Raw genomic sequence first — 16,191 nt, forward strand, 5'->3', positions numbered from 1 at the left:
TATATTTTAAACGAATGCTTTGTATCCCTGCTCTACCCCATGTTCTTCTATTAACATTAGGGCTTTTATAACTTCGTTTTTAAGGCCCGGAATCTTAGTTAAGTCGGTATCCCAAAATGAAGTATTGGCCAATACTTCTTGAACCAAGGCTTCTATACTTAAATTATTCCAAAGCTGCTTAAACGTATCCATGAGTACAGCGTCATCATTGACTGGTAGTTGTTCACCTTTCCAACTACCTTTATAAAAACGAAGCAGACAAGCAAATGCAAAAGTTAGGTTTTTAGGCAGTTTACCCTTCGCTTCAAAATATGCCAACAGACTAGGTAAAACCCTTACCTTGAATTTTGAGATAGAGTTAAGCGCAATACTGGCCAATTGGTGTTTAATAAATGGATTTCTAAATCGGTCTAAAACCGCTTCAGCAAACGCTTCCAACTCTTCTTTGGGCAGGTCTAAAGTTGGTATTATCTCCTCAAAAATAGTAGCTTTTACAAACCTGCCAGTAAAATCATTATCTACGGTTTGCTTTACCGTTTCATTACCATAAAGTAATGAAAATGGCACCATACTCGTGTGTGCGCCATTCAATATGCGTACCTTTCTGGTTCTATACGGCTGCATATCCGCTACAATTTTTACGTCTAGTTTAGTACCTGCAAAAGGCAACTTTTTCTTTAAAGCCTCACCACCCTCAATAACCCATAGAAAAAACACCTCTGAAGTTACAATTAGATTATCCTTATAAGCCAATTGTTCTTGGTAAGCATCGATATCGTCTTTAGGGTATCCTGGCACAATACGATCTACCAAGGTGTTATGAAAACTATTTGCTTCTAAAACCCAATTTTTAAACCCCTCATCCAAATTCCATAAATCAATATATTTCAGCATCACCTCTTTAAGGGTATCTGCATTATAATTTATTAATTCACAAGGAATTACCACCAATCCTTTATCTATTGCACCGTTAAAGAACTGGTATCTATGATACAATAATTGTGTTAGCTTGGCAGGAAACGAATTTGGTGGTTGCATATCCAAAGCATCGCCAGCATCAAAAGCAATTCCTGCTTCCGTAGTGTTAGAAATTATAAATTCTAAAGTTGCTTCTTGAGCTAAAGCCAAGTAAGACTGATGGTCTTTGTAAGGGTCTATAGCTGTAACTATGGAATCTATTAAGTGCTTTTCTTCTATTTCTTGACCAGAAACTACGCCTTTAGAAAATAAAGTATAAAGACCATCTTGATCATTAAGCATAGAAACCAAACCACGATCTATGGGTTGTACAACGGCTACACCCGCATTAAAATCTTTTTCAAGGTTCAATAACTGAATAGCATAGTCTACAAAGGCTCTTAAGAAATTACCTTCACCAAACTGCACAACTTTAATCGGCCTTTTTGGCAAGGCCGAAACGTTCTTTCTATTTAACAATTCCATATTCTAATTTTAAACGCCAAACACTTTTGGCAACCAAAGGGTTAACTGCGGAAAATAAGTCACTAAAAACAAAGCCAATATCATTGCCAAAAACAAAGGAATTAACGGCTTCACTACTTTTTCTATGGTTGTATTGGCAATACCTACCCCAACAAAGAGAACAGAACCTACTGGGGGTGTACAGAGCCCAATACATAAGTTTAATACCATAACAATTCCAAACTGAATGGGATCCATTCCTAATTTGGTGACAATTGGTAAAAAAATCGGGGTAAATATTAGCACGGCAGGGGTCATATCCATAAATATGCCTACACATAATAGTAGAAGGTTAATAATCAATAAGATTACAATAGGATTATCACTTAACCCCAAAAGGGTAGTACTAATATCTTGCGGAATATTTTCATAAGACATTACCCAAGACATACTCATTGAGGCACCAATTAAAAGCATAACGATTGCTGTGGTAGCAGAGGAATCTAGCAATATTTCCGGTAAATCTTTAAACTTTATTTCTTTGTAAATAAACCCTAACACCAAGCAGTACAGCACCGCGATCGCCGACGCTTCCGTAGCGGTAAATATTCCAGATACAATACCTCCTATAACTACTACCAATAAAAGCAAGCTTGGAAATGCATCTACAAAAGCCTTACCTACCTCTTTTATACTGCTCCTTTTACCTGTTTTATAGCCTTTCTTTTTTGCCCAGAAAGCAGCCACAACCATAAGAAATAGACCAGTTAGAATACCTGGTATATATCCTGCCAAAAACAGCGCTGCGATAGATACACCGCCACTGGCCAGTGAATATACAATAAGCACGTTACTAGGTGGAATTACCAAACCTGTTGTACTAGAGGTTATATTAACAGCCGCGCCAAATTCTTTAGAATAACCTTCCTTTTCCATTTCTGGTCCTAAAATACTACCCATAGCGGATGCGGAGGCCATGGCAGAGCCTGCAATGGCACCCATTAACATGGCCGCAATTACGTTAATCAATGCCAACCCGCCGGGGAAAGCACCAACCAAGGTTTTGGCAAATGCTATAAGCCTATGCGCTACGCCACCCTTATTCATAAGTTGCCCTGAGAGCACAAAGAAGGGTATGGCCAAAAGGGCAAAGCTATCCAAACCAGTTGCCATTCGTTGGGCTACTGTTGTTACCGCAGGTAAAAATGGAATGCTTACCAACATGGTTAAAACGGATGACATGGCAATACTCCATGCAACTGGGGTTCCTATAGATAGGAAAAAAATAAAGCTGATCACCAGCACCAATACGGGAATATATTCTGCCATCTTAGTTTTTTAGTAAATCGTTCAGTTTGTAATAAATAATAAGTAGACCACTTAATGGAATTACCATGTAGACCAATGCCAAGGGAATCTGTAAGGCAGGAGATTTTTGACCTAGTAAGTAACTAATGTAAACCAATCTACAACCGCCTATGACCATTGCAAAAAACGCAAAGAGAATTATTAAGATGTAAACCAAAGCTTTTATTTTTCTTTGGGTACCCTCACTAGCTTTGGAGGGCAAAACATCTATGGCTACGTGCATTTTTCTACCAGAAACGTAGGCTGCTCCTAAAACACCTACCCAAATCATCAAATAACGCGCCAACTCATCTGTAAAAGAACTTGGCTCCCCTACCAAGTACCTACTTGCAACTTGCCAAAGTACATTTATCACCATTACTCCCATAATAAGAGCTAACAGTTTACCTAAAATCTGGTCTATTTTGTTGCGTACCATTATTCTGTTTGCTTGATTTTGGTAATTAAATCATAAAGTTCGGGCTGATCTTTATATGCATCATAAATGCCTTCTACTTTATCCATAAATGGATTTTTTTCTGGCCTGATTACTTCAACACCAGCTGCTTTAACGGCATCTAATGCTTCTTGCTCAGATGCCGCCCATAACTCTCTTTGTACCGAAACGGATTTTTGCACCGCTTCTTTTACCCAGCCCTTTTCTTGTTCCGTTAAATTATTCCAGGCCTGTGTGCCCATAACCAAAACATCTGGCAGGGTTGTATGTTCGTCTAACGCATAATATTTACACACTTCGTAATGCCTAGACAAATAGAAACTTGGTGGGTTGTTTTCTGCACCGTCTACCACTCCTTGTTGCAGTGAGGTGTACAATTCTCCCCAAGAAATTGGAGTTGGAGAACCTCCAAGGCTCCTTACCATGTCCATTGCGGTTACACTTTCCATCACCCTAATTTTCATGCCCTCTAAATCCGTTGGTTGCGCAACAGGTCTTTCTTTGGTATAAAAACTCCTACTTCCGGCATCATAATAAGCAAGTCCCTTAAGCCAATATTGTTGGCCTTCATCTAACAATTGCTGCCCTATAGGCCCATCTAAAACAGTAAAAGAATGCTGCCTATCCCTAAAAATAAAAGGTAAACCCAGCACTTTCATTTTTGGCGCAAAATTTTCCATTACCCCAACAGAAACCTTGGTCATATCCAAGCTTCCTATTTGTAAAAGTTCCAGGTTTTCCCGTTCTGTTCCTAATTGTTGACTGGGATAAATCTGTACTTCCATTTTACCACCAGAAATCTCTTTTAGATCCTGCCCCATCTGTACCATTGCCTTGTGCACGGAATGATTCACATCTAAACCATGTGCAAGCTTTAGCACTTTAACGTCCTCTTGGCCACAACTGGCCAAAAGAAGCACAAGCATTAGGATTTTTATATACTTAAGGTTCACAACTAAGTGTTTCTAATTTCTTTTATAAGTGCCAAGGTTTCCTTTACCTTTTGGGTCAGCCCCGTATAATCCTTATTGGCCAAAACGGCTTTAGATATCAATTGGGATCCCATACCTACACAGGTTACTCCAGCACCAAACCAACCTTTTAAATTTTCTGGATCCGTACTTACACCGCCAGTTGGCATAATACTGGTCCATGGTTGCGGCCCCTTTATGGCCTTTACAAATCCGGGACCATAGGTACTCCCTGGAAATAGTTTAATTACCTCAACACCCAGCTCTTCTGCACGGTTTATTTCGGTTAAACTACCACAACCGGGAGCATACATGATTTTTCTTCGATTACAGGTAATTGCAATATCTTCTCTAAGCGATGGCGTTACAATAAAGTTTGCCCCCATTTGGATGAACAGACTAGCAGCAGCAGCATCTGTTATAGAACCCACCCCCATAATCATTCCCGGTAATTCCGCTAATGCATATTTGTTCAACGCTGAGAAAACTTCAAAAGCAAAATCGCCCCTAGCTGTAAATTCCAACAATCTGGCCCCACCATCATAACAAGCCTTTAAAACTTGTTTGCCCAACTCAATATCTGGATGATAAAACAAGGGAACCATACCGGTTTCGCTCATAGTGTTGGCCACTTCTATTCTTGTATATTCTGCCATTTTTACAATCAGAAATTAAATTAATTATCTAGAAACTCTACCTGATGCATCACCACCCATTAGTTTCTCTACTTCCTCTATGGTAGCCAAGTTAGCATCACCTTTAATGGTATGTTTTAAGCAAGAAGCAGCTACAGCAAAATCCAAAGCTTTTTGGTCATCATTGGGCCAGGTCATTAACCCGTAAATTAAGCCACCCATAAAAGAATCACCACCACCTACGCGGTCTACAATATGGGTTATTTGATATTCTCTAGACTTAAATAGTTTTTCACCATCATAAAGTACACCAGCCCACGTATTGTGGGATGCTGAAAGTGAACCTCTTAAAGTTGTTATTACTTTTTTGGCATTTGGAAATTTCTTGGTCATTTGCTTGCATACAGATAAAAATGCTTCTGCTTTTACATGCTCTCCCTGGGTTGTAATGTCCAAGCCTTCTGGTTTAATACCAAAGTGCTTTTCGGCATCTTCCTCATTACCTAATACAATATCGCAATATGATGTAAGCTCCGTCATTATAGCTTCCCTATCACCACCATATTTCCAAAGTTTGGCCCTGTAGTTTAAATCCGTAGAAATGGTAACGCCCATTTCTTTTGCTACCTTAACCGCTTCAATACAGGCATCTGCCGCACCTTGAGATATTGCTGGTGTAATACCCGTCCAATGAAACCAGTCTGCATCTTTAAACACTGATTTCCAATCTACCATTCCAGGTTTTATTTCGGCCATTGCAGAGTGCGCACGATCATAAACCACCTTGCTACCTCTAGATACAGCACCGGTCTCTAAAAAGTAAATTCCTAAACGGTCACCACCAAATACTATATGATCGGTACCTACGTTGCGCTTACGCATTTCCATTAGGGCGCAATCGCCAATATCGTTTTTAGGCAAACGGGTAACAAAATCTACGTCTAGCCCATAATTGGCCAAGGATACCGCCACATTGGACTCTCCACCACCATAGACCACATCAAAACTATTGGTCTGGGAAAATCTTAAAAATCCCGGAGGTGCAAGCCTTAACATTATCTCTCCAAAGGTTACTATTTTTTTCATTCTTGTATTTTGTTTGTTTAGGTTGTTAGTTAAAATTCAAAGTAATTTTTGGCATTGGTATAGCAAATGTCTTTTACCATGTTACCAACTAAATCCATATCTTTTGGTAATTCTCCCAATTGCATTTCCGTGCCTAGTAGATTGCACAAAATTCTTCTAAAATATTCGTGCCTAGGAAAAGACATAAAGCTTCTAGAGTCGGTTAGCATTCCTACAAAACAGCTTAGCAACCCCATATTTGACAGGGCATTTATCTGTTTTTCCATTCCGTCTTTTTGGTCTAGAAACCACCAACCAGAACCCCATTGCATCTTACCCCTAACCTTACCATCATTGAAATTACCTATCATAGTCGCAAATATTTCATTATCTGCAGGGTTTAAATTGTACAAGATGGTCTTTGCCAATTTGTCTTTAGTATCTAAGGCATCTAGAAAACGAGATAAATTATGGGCCTGTGAATAATCCCCAATAGAATCCCAACCAGTATCTGGACCAAGAACCTTGTTCATTCTAGTATTGTTGTTACGCATGGCACCAAGGTGAAACTGTTGCACCCAGCCGCGCAAATGGTATTGTTCTCCCAAGAACAACAACAGTGCAGTTTGGAATTTTTCATCCTCCTCCAAACTCACTAGGCTACCACCTCTTCTTTTTTGGAATATAGCTTCTATCTCAGTATTGGTGGCGTAGCTGAAGGGCACGTAATTTAATCCATGATCACACAATCTACAACCGTTTTCATGGAAATATTCTAATCTAGAAACCAACGCATCACAAAGTGCTTTGTACGAATCTATATTGGCATTACACACCGCCTCTAATTGGTTCAAATAGTCGTTATACGTTGGTGTGTTGATTAAAATAGCTTTATCTGGCCTAAATGCCGTACTCATGGTGGTTTTGGCCCCAGAATCCTTTAATTGCTGGTGATATTCCAAAGAATCCAATGGGTCTTCCGTTGTACAAACCACCTCAACGTTCATTTTATTTAAAAGCCCCTGAACACTGTAGTCTTTGGTTTTTAGTTTGTCTGATGTTGCTGTATAAATAGAAGCAGCTGATTCTGTATTTAGTAACTGGTCTATATCAAAATAGCGTTTCAGTTCTAAATGCGTCCAATGGTAGAGCGGATTTCGTAATGTAGCGGGAACTGTTTTTGCCCAGGCCGCAAATTTTTCTTTATCAGATGCACTGCCCGTAATATACTTTTCATCTACACCATTAGTACGCATTGCACGCCATTTGTAATGGTCGCCATTTATCCACACCTTAGTAATATTTTCAAAAACAGTATTTGCTGCAATATCCTTTGGTGGCAAATGGCAGTGATAATCAATTATGGGCTGTGGCGCCGCATAGGTATGGTATAGCTCTTCTGCGTACTTATTCTGCAACAGAAAACTATCTGTTATAAAGTTTGTTGTTGACATAGTTGTTGTTTATCTACCCATCCAGCCGCCATCTACGGTTAAGATGGAACCGCTCATGTAATTACTTGCTTCTGAAGCCAAAAAAACAATTGGCCCTTTAAAATCTTTAGGCTCTCCCCAACGTCCTGCTGGTATTCTGGCTAATATAGAACTGCTTCTATCCTCATCTTCCCTTAATGCCTGTGTGTTATCCGTTGCTATATAACCAGGGGCAATTGCATTTACCTGAACCCCCTTGCCTGCCCATTCATTAGACAAGGCCATGGTTAATTGCCCTATAGCTCCTTTTGATGCCGCGTAACCCGGCACGGTAATACCACCTTGGAAAGTTAATAAAGAAGCAGTGAAAATTATTTTACCGCTACCTCTTTTGACCATTTCCTTACCTAGCTCCCTGCTTAGTACAAACTGGGAGTTTAGGTTTACCTCTATTACCTTATCCCAGTATTCATCTGGGTGTTCCGCTGCTGGCTTTCTTAAAATGGTACCGGCATTGTTTACCAAAATATCTACTACAGGATTTTCGGACTTTACCTTTTCTATGAAATCATAAAGAGATTTTCTATTAGAAAAGTCGCACTGGTAAGCTTTAAAACTGCGACCAATCTCTTCTATACGCTGCCCTATTTTAGAACCACTCAATTCTAAGCTGGCGGAAACACCAATAATGTTGGCACCTGCTTCTGCAAGTGCTTCGGCCATTGCAAAACCAATTCCTCTTTTACATCCGGTAACCAACGCTGTTTTTCCTTCTAGACCAAACATATGCTTATCTTAATTGGTTAGGAGAACAGGTATCCATATCGCCATAATCCAAATTTTCACCAGCCATACCCCAGATAAAAGAATAATTAGTAGTTCCCGACCCAGAGTGTATAGACCATTCTGGCGACAAAACAGCTTGGTTATTTTCTAAAAAGATATGTCTAGTATGTTGGGGTTGCCCCATAAAATGACAAACCGTTTGCCCCTCTTCCACGTCAAAATAGAAATACGCTTCCATGCGTCTTTCATGTGTATGTGCTGGCATGGTATTCCAGACATTACCCTCTACCAATTCGGTAATACCCATTTGTAACTGGCAGGTCTCTACAATACTATTTACAATTAGCTTATTTAATATTCTTTTGTTCGCGTATTTAGCATCGCCTAGATTTATTACTTCTGCATTTTCTTTACCCACCTTCTTTGTTGGGAAACTCTTATGCGCAGGGGCAGAATTTATATAAAACAATGCTTCTGAACCTCCTTTAAATAATACTTCTTTAGCTCCTTTACCCACGTAAAGTGCTTCTTTTTTATCAAGCTCGTACACGGTACCATCTACAGAAACTTGCCCTTTACCACCAACATTTACAATGCCTAACTCTCTACGGTCCAAAAAGTTTTCAGATTTTAAATAGGGTATGGTTTCTAGCACCACATCTTTACTTCTTGGTTTTGCACCACCCACAATGTACCTATCATACATAGAATAGGTAAGGTTGATGCAATCATCCTCAAAAAGATTATCCATTAAAAAATGTTTTCTTAACTCTTCTGTACCGTAAGCTCTGGCATCCTCAGGATGAGAGGCATATCTAAATTCGTGTTTTGTCATTTTTATGGTTTATCTGTGTAATCGATTACACAAATATAAATTAAAAATGAAATTCAGCAAGAAAATATCCTAATAATTAATAAAAACGTAATGTGGCTACTGCAATTTTGTGGTTATCTAAACGATTTTGACACAAAAAGACTTATAATAGCGCAATTGCGTAACAAAAAGAAGATAAGTTACGTAAAGGTTATTGCCCCAGTTCTATTGCCCTGAAGCTAGTTAATTCCGAGGCTGAAAAAGTAGCTGTTATTTCTATAGGATTACAACACACCTCACAATCTTCTACATAGGTTTGTGTAACAACACTTTGATCTAAAAGCATAGATATTTCTTCCCAACAATATGGACATTGAAAAAAATGCTCTTCCATCTAAATCTGTTAATATTGAATGTTAAGTAATTGCCCTGTTAATTGAAGTAATTGTAGCTCTGCAAGCTTGGCATTATACTTGGCCAAGTTCTTACTAGTTTGTGCATTAAGCAAGTTTATTTGCGCCTGTCTTAGTTCTACAGATGTAATTTGCCCTAACTTATAACGTTCACTACTGCGATCAAAATTGTTGGTGGCAGTAATTACATTTTGCTCTTGTAAACGGTACACCTTAAGTCTATTCTCATAGTCGCCCTTTGCATTGGCAATATCCCTCTTAACCTCTAACAAGACTTGTTCTTTTTGAACCTCCTGATTTTCAAGAGCTAATTTTGCATTCTTATTATTGGTAATACCACTTCCTCCATCAAATAAATTCCAAGTTAAATTTATACCAGCAGAAACCCCCGTGCTTGTATTAGAAGCTAAAAAGTTGGTTGCAGGGAAGTTTCCTTCGTTCCAACCATAACTACCCGTTAAACCCACGGTTGGCAAATAGACACTTCTTGAAGCTTTTAAGTTGTAATCTGAAATGGAAATGTTGCTATTGGCCAAAAGCAATCTAATATTATTGACCTCCGCTTCTTTAACATACGTTTCTAAATCTAAGGGCGAAACAAAAGTCACCGTGGTATCTACATTAAAAGTACGTTCCATGTCTTGGTTAACCACTATATTTAAATCACGAAGGGTATTCGCCAACAATTGCTTTTCATTCATTAAGTTAATACTATCATTAACCAAATCTACCTGCGCGTTAAGCACCTCTAACTTATTTACTTGGCCATATTCAAAACTGTACTCTGCCCTTTTTAAACGGTCTTGTGTATTTGCTTTGGTCTCTGTTAATACGCCCACATTTTCCGTTATCCTAGCCACCTCAAAATAAACCGTGAATAACTGGATTATTGAATTTTCAATTGTTTGTCTAGCTTGTAAATCGCTCAAATTATATTCTTCTTTGAGGCGTTTAAGGTTATACCACCTTCCCAAACCATCAAACAAAGTGTACCCCAAGTTAAGTGCCGCACTATATCTTTTAGTTTCCGCCCCATCTACCTCTCTTACAGAACCATCTTGAAAGGTAGCCTCTTGATCGTTAATGTCTAAAGAACCGCTACCTGTAGCCGTAAGCGTTGGTAAATATCCCGTATTTAAAGCACTCTTATTGTTTTTGGCAATCTCTTTGTTGTTTTCTGCAATTTTAATACCTAGGTTATTCTCTAGCGTGAGCTTTACTGCTTCTTCTTTGCTTAAAAATTCTTCTTGTGCATTAACCAAGGTGCAAATTAGTACTAGGGAAACAAACAATGTTTTTGCCCCTATAAACTGCTGCAACCGCAACGCAAATAAAAATATAAACATACTATAGCCTTTGGTCTTATTCATGATTATGTTCTTCTTGCTCCTTAATTGCACGCTCAACTTCTTCTTTGCTTATTTTATTTCCTGTTCTAAGCCATTTAGCACCCACTTTAACCTCATTGCTGAAAGAAAGGAAAATAGGCAGCATCACCAAGGTAAGTATGGTAGCGAAACCTATACCATAGGCTATGGATATTGCCATTGGTTTTAAAAATTGTGCTTGCCTGCTCTTCTCTAATAATAGTGGCGCTAGACCTGCTATAGTAGTTACCGAGGTTAAAAATATTGCCCTAAATCTTGATTTACCCGCCTCGTACAATGCATCATCATACTTCATACCTTCTTTAAGGTTACTATTAAATTTACCTATCAACACCAGACCATCATTTACCATAATACCTATTAAGGCAATAATACCTAACATGGATAATAAATTCACGGCAAAATCATGGATAAAATGCCCCCAAGCAACAGCAGTTAAGCTAAACGGAATCAATAAGATTAATAACAGTGGCTGACTAAAACTACGAAAGGTAAACGCAATAGTTATGTAGATTAAAAACAATACAATTGGACCAACATAATTAAGAGAATCCGTTAACTTGTTGCGTTCCCTGCTTTGCCCCTCATAAGATGCGGTCACCGTTGGATATTTAGATTGGATTTCTGGCATTATTTCGCCTTTTATCCAGCTCATTATATCTGGGGCACTTGTGTTTTTTGCGTCTTTTAAATCTGCACTTACTTGAATTTCTCTTTGCCCATCCAAGTGGTTTATTGCTACATCGCCACGAGCTATGGTATAGGTAGCTATTTCTTTTAAAGGCACCCTAGAACCAGAAGGGGTAACTATGCGCATTTCGTCCAATTGGTTTATAGATTCTCTATTTTGGCGATCGTAACGGACCCACACCCTAATCTCATCTTGCCCTCTTTGAAAACGCTGGGCCTGCACGCCAAAAAATCCAGCTCTAACCTGACTCATTATGGTTCTTAAATCCAAACCTAACAAATACGCATTGTCTTTAAGTTGTAATTGTATTTCTTTAATCCCTGCGGGATCATTATCACTAACATCTTTTAAGAGTGCGTTTTCTTCCAATGCGGTTTTTAGTTCTCTTTTAGACGCTTTAAGCTCCTCAATATTGTTACCCAATAAAGAAACTGAAACCGGACTACCACCAAAATTACCGCCTGAACCGTATATTAAACTTTCCACTCCAATAACTGGGCCTACAAGTTCCCTTAGTCTATTAGATACCATATCAGAAACTATTGCATCTGGCCGTTCCTCTCCTGGCAATAAATTGATTTCTAAACTAGCGGTAGAAGTTCCAGGACCTAACTTCTTGATCATATTCACATAGAGCTCTTTACCTTCTCCCTTTAAATACTCAGCTGTTAATTCTTGGTTTACGATTATTGCCTTATCCTGGATCAAAGAAATGATGCTATCCGTAACTTTTTCATTGGTTCCATTGGGCATTTGCAAGCTAATAGTTACCCGATCACTGGCCACCCTTGGAAAGAATGAGGTTTTTATAATACCACCACCCATAGAACCAAAGGTTAATGCTAGGGCAAGGATAAAAAATGAAAAGGTTAAAAAACGATATTCTAAAGCAAAATTAAGCGTTGGCGCATAGAGCTTATCTCGCATCCAGGACATGGCACGGTCTCCCATCCTATTAATTTCTCGCAACTTGGAGAAAAATTTACCTGCTGCGGTTCTAGGTTCTTTATTTTGTTTGCTCAAGGCCTTGGAATGGGCCAAGTGAGCCGGTAAAATTACCAAAGCCTCTACAAGAGAAACCACCAAGGTTAAAATAACGATGACAGAAACCTCACTAAAAAACTCTCCAATCCTTCCTTCTAAGTAAAGAAATACAGAAAAAGCCAAAATAGTGGTTATTATAGCAGATACTATGGGTGGAATCACCTCCAAGGTACCATCTAATGCCGCTTGTACCGGTTTTTTCCCTTTTTCATAATGCTGGTATATATTTTCGGCTATTACAATACCATCATCTACCAAAATTCCAATTACAATAATCATCCCGAACAAGGACAATACGTTGATCGTTACATTAAATAATGGAGCAAATATGAACATACCCAAAAAGGCAATTGGCAAACCAAAAGCTACCCAAAAAGCCAATCTTGTATTTAAGAACAAAGACAAGAATATCAGCACCAAAATCATTCCCATAATTGCATTCTCCGTAAGCAATTGGGTTCTTTGGTTTAATGTTTTAGAACGATCATCTACAACGTTTAGCTCTACATTATTGTACTTTTGGTTAAAGTCTTCTACATATTCTTTAACTTGATCTGCAGCTCCAATTAAATCTTCTGTATTGGTACTGGTTATAGAAACGGTAACAGATAAATTTCCATTGTAATATGAGGCATTGGGTGTTTCTGAAAAACGATCTCTAATAGTAGCCACGTCTTTTAATCTAATGGTTCTACCACTTACATCTGCCCTAACAATTACGTTGCTCAACTCATCTCCATAATACGAACGATTATTTGCTCGAATCAAATACTCTTCCTCGTCTGTTTTAATATTACCACCGGTTACCAAAATATTGGCATTGGCAACAGCCTGCGAAACTTCTGTAAACGAAATGTTATAAGCCAATAGGTCTGCCTCATTAACTGCAATTTCTATCTCTTCATCTGGATAGCCCGAAATTTCAATTTGAGAAATACCATCCAAGGCCCTCAAATCATTTTCAATTTGTCTGCCTATTTGTTTTAAGACCGATAAGGAAATATTATCACCGCTAACCGCAAAACTTATAGTTTGCCTTACCGCTTCTAATTTGGCAACAACAAGTGGCTCCATACCTGTAGGAAATGTGGGCACCCGATCAACGGCATTCTTTACCTCTAGAAGCATAAAGTCTATATCATAACCCTTTTCTATTTCTACGTTAATAGAACCAGAGTTTTCTCTAGAGGTAGAGGTTACACGATCAACGCCTTGTAGCCCTTTTAGATTATCTTCTATCTTAAGTACCACACCTTCTTCTATCTCTTGTGGAGAGGCACCTGGGTAAGTAATGGTTATAAGTACATTTTTAGAATCTGCTAGTGGAAAAAAAGAGGAATTAAGGGATAACATACCCACAACACCAAAAACCACAAAAGCAATTATTACCACATTTACGGCAACATGGTACTTAATAAAGTATTCTATTATTTTTTTCATTACTTGCCGGTTTCTGTTGGTTCTTCAAACACCTTTACCAACATACCTGCATATGCCCCTATTATAGGTTTGGAAACAATTGTAGTACCATCGGGCACATCTTTAAGGACAACCTTTTTATCAGAATAATAAACGGGTGTTACATCTAACAAATCCAAAATGGAATCTTTTACTACAAAAATTTTGTCGTTTTGGGTTAGCAAAGACCGATCTACCTCTATGGCCTTGGTTACGGTTTCTCCCGATAAAGCAGCTTCTAAATATTGCCCTTCCCTTAAGTTATCTCCAGAAACCTCTATAAAACTGGTAATGGTCTGGGAGGTTTGATCCACCCGTCCGTTTACACGTATTACCTTACCCGTATATTCTTGACTCTTGTCTAAATTGAACAATTTAACGGACTTACCTACCGATAAAAAATCTGCAAAGGTTTTGCTTACGGCAACTTCTAATTCATAAACCCCTGTTTTTATAAACTCGCCTAACTTTTGACCAGAGCGTACTAGTGTACCTTCCGTAACCAAGGTTTCTGTTAAAATACCTGTAAAGGGTGCTGAAATGGTGTATTTAGATAAACGTTGCTCTAAATTCTTAACGTTGTAGTAGCTACCGAAAATTCCCCTACCGGTAATAAAGAATTTTTCCTTCTCTGAATCTACTTTTGGCAATTCTGGAGTAGCCTTTTCTAAATCGAAATTGGACAAATAAGTTTGCCATTTGGCAAAATGTTCCGGATAATCTAATTGTAAATCTGGCATTATAGATGTAAGCAGATTATAAAACTCACTTTTAGCAGATTGTACGCTGGCATAATATTCAGAAGCATCTATTCTTATTAAGGTTTGCCCTGCATTATATTCCTGTCCTGTTTTAAAAGGTTTAGTTCCTTTTCTAAATACCCCTTGAACCTCTGCATAGAGTTCTACCCTATCTTTGGCAACCAAATTTCCGTTAGCGGGAACCGTTACTGGCACCTCTCCATTTTTTACGGTATCTACAAAAACTGTTTTGACTACTTTCTGGGGGGCAGGTCTTCTATCTTGTTTACTGTCTATAATTTTATTGGCAAAAAAGATGGCGCCAATAATAATGATAATCCCCAAAACAATAGAGATAATTGTACGTTGCATTAGTTTGGTATTTGTTAAAAAGCAAAGCTATTGCTAACAGCGGGTAAGACAGGTTAAAAAATTCATAAAAAGTTAACACCTGATAATTTCACAAAAAAAAGGGGGCACACCTCTGCACCCCCGAACCAAACAAACTAAAGTATAACTAACTACTTATTATCATCTACAAACTTGGTATCTGCCATTCTTGTTGGCAATGTTTGTACATCTAAATTTTTATAAGGTGATAAATCCTTGCTATCCGTATCAAAAACCAAAAAATGCTTGGTATTCATAGCTTCTAAACCGGTGTATGCATTGAATTTATTATTCTGTATTTGTAAAATTTTAAGATTGCTTAGTTGGGCAAATTCCGCAGGTATCTCTCCAGCTAAATCGTTATTGGCCAAAACTAATTCTTGTAGTTTAACCAATTTACCTAAATCTGCAGGTAAACTACCTTCTAGATTATTTTCAAATAAACCCAACTTAACCAGTTTAGTTAAATTTCCAAAACCACTAGGGATGCTACCACGAAGATTATTACTAGAAAGGTTTAGTATTTTTAATTGCTTTAGTTGTGCAATACTTTCTGGTATTTCGCCACTTAAAAAATTATTGAACATAGAAAGCTCCACCAAATTTGTAAGATTACCTACCTCTTTTGGAAGTGCCCCTTTTATTCTATTCATTTCTAACTTTAAAACTCGTAATTCCTTTAAAGAAGTTAATTCTTTTGGTAAGACACCCGTTAGGTTGTTAAATGCAAGGTTTAAATGTTTTAAATGGGCTAAATTTCCAATGCTATTTGGAATTGTACCTTTTAAATTGTTGTTAAACAATTTTAAACCTACCACATGCCCATCTTTTAAGAAAACCCCTTTCCAAGTAGCAATGGGAGCTTCTAAATCCCAAGGCGTTATCCATTCTTTACCATTGGTTTGTTGGTAAAAATCTATTAAAGCCGATTTTTCTTCCTTAGTAATGGTATTAGCAATACTTGCTACAGGTACTAATGCAATACTTAGTAAAAGAAATAAAGTTTTGGCTATTTTCATGTTGGTATGGTTTAATTCATAAGAATTGTCCTACAAATTAAATGTAAGTATTCCGCCCCAACAAATTAAATCGTTAAACAGCTTCTCTATTGTTGTAAAAACGTGCTTTTAAGTGGCA

Annotated in this window: 14 protein-coding genes; all 14 read right to left on the reverse strand. The window is 38.0% G+C overall.

Features of this window, described 5'->3' with window-relative positions:
• Positions 1–6 precede the first annotated feature (6 nt).
• The 14 genes from BUL40_RS10040 to BUL40_RS10105 all read right to left on the reverse strand — a co-directional run bounded on the left by BUL40_RS10040 (position 7) and on the right by BUL40_RS10105 (position 16,073).
• Positions 7–1,443, reverse strand: coding sequence for a tagaturonate reductase (locus tag BUL40_RS10040; protein ID WP_080319157.1), 1,437 nt, complete (start codon positions 1,441–1,443; stop codon positions 7–9).
• 9 nt (positions 1,444–1,452) lie between these two features.
• Positions 1,453–2,751, reverse strand: a complete 1,299-nt coding sequence (locus BUL40_RS10045; RefSeq protein WP_080319158.1) for a TRAP transporter large permease — start codon at positions 2,749–2,751, stop codon at positions 1,453–1,455.
• Position 2,752: 1 nt separating this feature from the next.
• Complete coding sequence (locus BUL40_RS10050; protein WP_010519438.1) at positions 2,753–3,208, reverse strand: TRAP transporter small permease; 456 nt, start codon at positions 3,206–3,208, stop codon at positions 2,753–2,755.
• The gene (locus BUL40_RS10055) at positions 3,208–4,152 is read right to left on the reverse strand and encodes a TRAP transporter substrate-binding protein (protein WP_080319159.1); all 945 of its coding nucleotides are present in this window, start codon (positions 4,150–4,152) and stop codon (positions 3,208–3,210) included. The genes BUL40_RS10050 and BUL40_RS10055 overlap by 1 nt, the downstream gene beginning before the upstream one ends.
• Before the next feature lie 29 nt (positions 4,153–4,181).
• A complete protein-coding gene (locus BUL40_RS10060) occupies positions 4,182–4,853 on the reverse strand; it encodes a bifunctional 4-hydroxy-2-oxoglutarate aldolase/2-dehydro-3-deoxy-phosphogluconate aldolase (RefSeq protein WP_080319160.1) in 672 nt (223 codons plus the stop codon).
• A 24-nt stretch (positions 4,854–4,877) separates the two neighbouring features.
• Entirely contained in the window at positions 4,878–5,918 is a 1,041-nt protein-coding gene (locus BUL40_RS10065; RefSeq protein WP_010519441.1) for a sugar kinase, read from the reverse strand.
• Positions 5,919–5,947: 29 nt separating this feature from the next.
• On the reverse strand, positions 5,948–7,351 hold the full coding sequence (uxaC, locus tag BUL40_RS10070; RefSeq protein ID WP_080319161.1) for a glucuronate isomerase: 1,404 nt from the start codon (positions 7,349–7,351) through the stop codon (positions 5,948–5,950).
• A 9-nt stretch (positions 7,352–7,360) separates the two neighbouring features.
• Entirely contained in the window at positions 7,361–8,116 is a 756-nt protein-coding gene (locus BUL40_RS10075) for an SDR family NAD(P)-dependent oxidoreductase (RefSeq protein ID WP_010519443.1), read from the reverse strand.
• A 4-nt stretch (positions 8,117–8,120) separates the two neighbouring features.
• Positions 8,121–8,951, reverse strand: a complete 831-nt coding sequence (gene kduI / locus BUL40_RS10080) for a 5-dehydro-4-deoxy-D-glucuronate isomerase (RefSeq protein WP_080319162.1) — start codon at positions 8,949–8,951, stop codon at positions 8,121–8,123.
• Positions 8,952–9,141: 190 nt separating this feature from the next.
• Positions 9,142–9,324, reverse strand: coding sequence for a CPXCG motif-containing cysteine-rich protein (locus BUL40_RS10085; RefSeq protein ID WP_010519445.1), 183 nt, complete (start codon positions 9,322–9,324; stop codon positions 9,142–9,144).
• Between the two features lie 9 nt (positions 9,325–9,333).
• On the reverse strand, positions 9,334–10,713 hold the full coding sequence (locus BUL40_RS10090; protein ID WP_244901855.1) for a TolC family protein: 1,380 nt from the start codon (positions 10,711–10,713) through the stop codon (positions 9,334–9,336).
• Positions 10,706–13,906: an efflux RND transporter permease subunit gene (locus BUL40_RS10095; protein WP_080319163.1), complete on the reverse strand. Its 3,201-nt coding sequence runs from the start codon at positions 13,904–13,906 to the stop codon at positions 10,706–10,708. The genes BUL40_RS10090 and BUL40_RS10095 overlap by 8 nt, the downstream gene beginning before the upstream one ends.
• Complete coding sequence (locus BUL40_RS10100; RefSeq protein ID WP_080319164.1) at positions 13,906–15,036, reverse strand: efflux RND transporter periplasmic adaptor subunit; 1,131 nt, start codon at positions 15,034–15,036, stop codon at positions 13,906–13,908. The genes BUL40_RS10095 and BUL40_RS10100 overlap by 1 nt, the downstream gene beginning before the upstream one ends.
• Before the next feature lie 149 nt (positions 15,037–15,185).
• Positions 15,186–16,073 (reverse strand): leucine-rich repeat domain-containing protein, encoded by an 888-nt coding sequence (locus tag BUL40_RS10105; protein ID WP_080319165.1) that lies wholly within the window; start codon positions 16,071–16,073, stop codon positions 15,186–15,188.
• Between the last annotated feature and the right edge of the window lie 118 nt (positions 16,074–16,191).

This window comes from Croceivirga radicis (assembly GCF_002072105.2).
In the GTDB taxonomy this organism is placed as follows: domain Bacteria; phylum Bacteroidota; class Bacteroidia; order Flavobacteriales; family Flavobacteriaceae; genus Croceivirga; species Croceivirga radicis.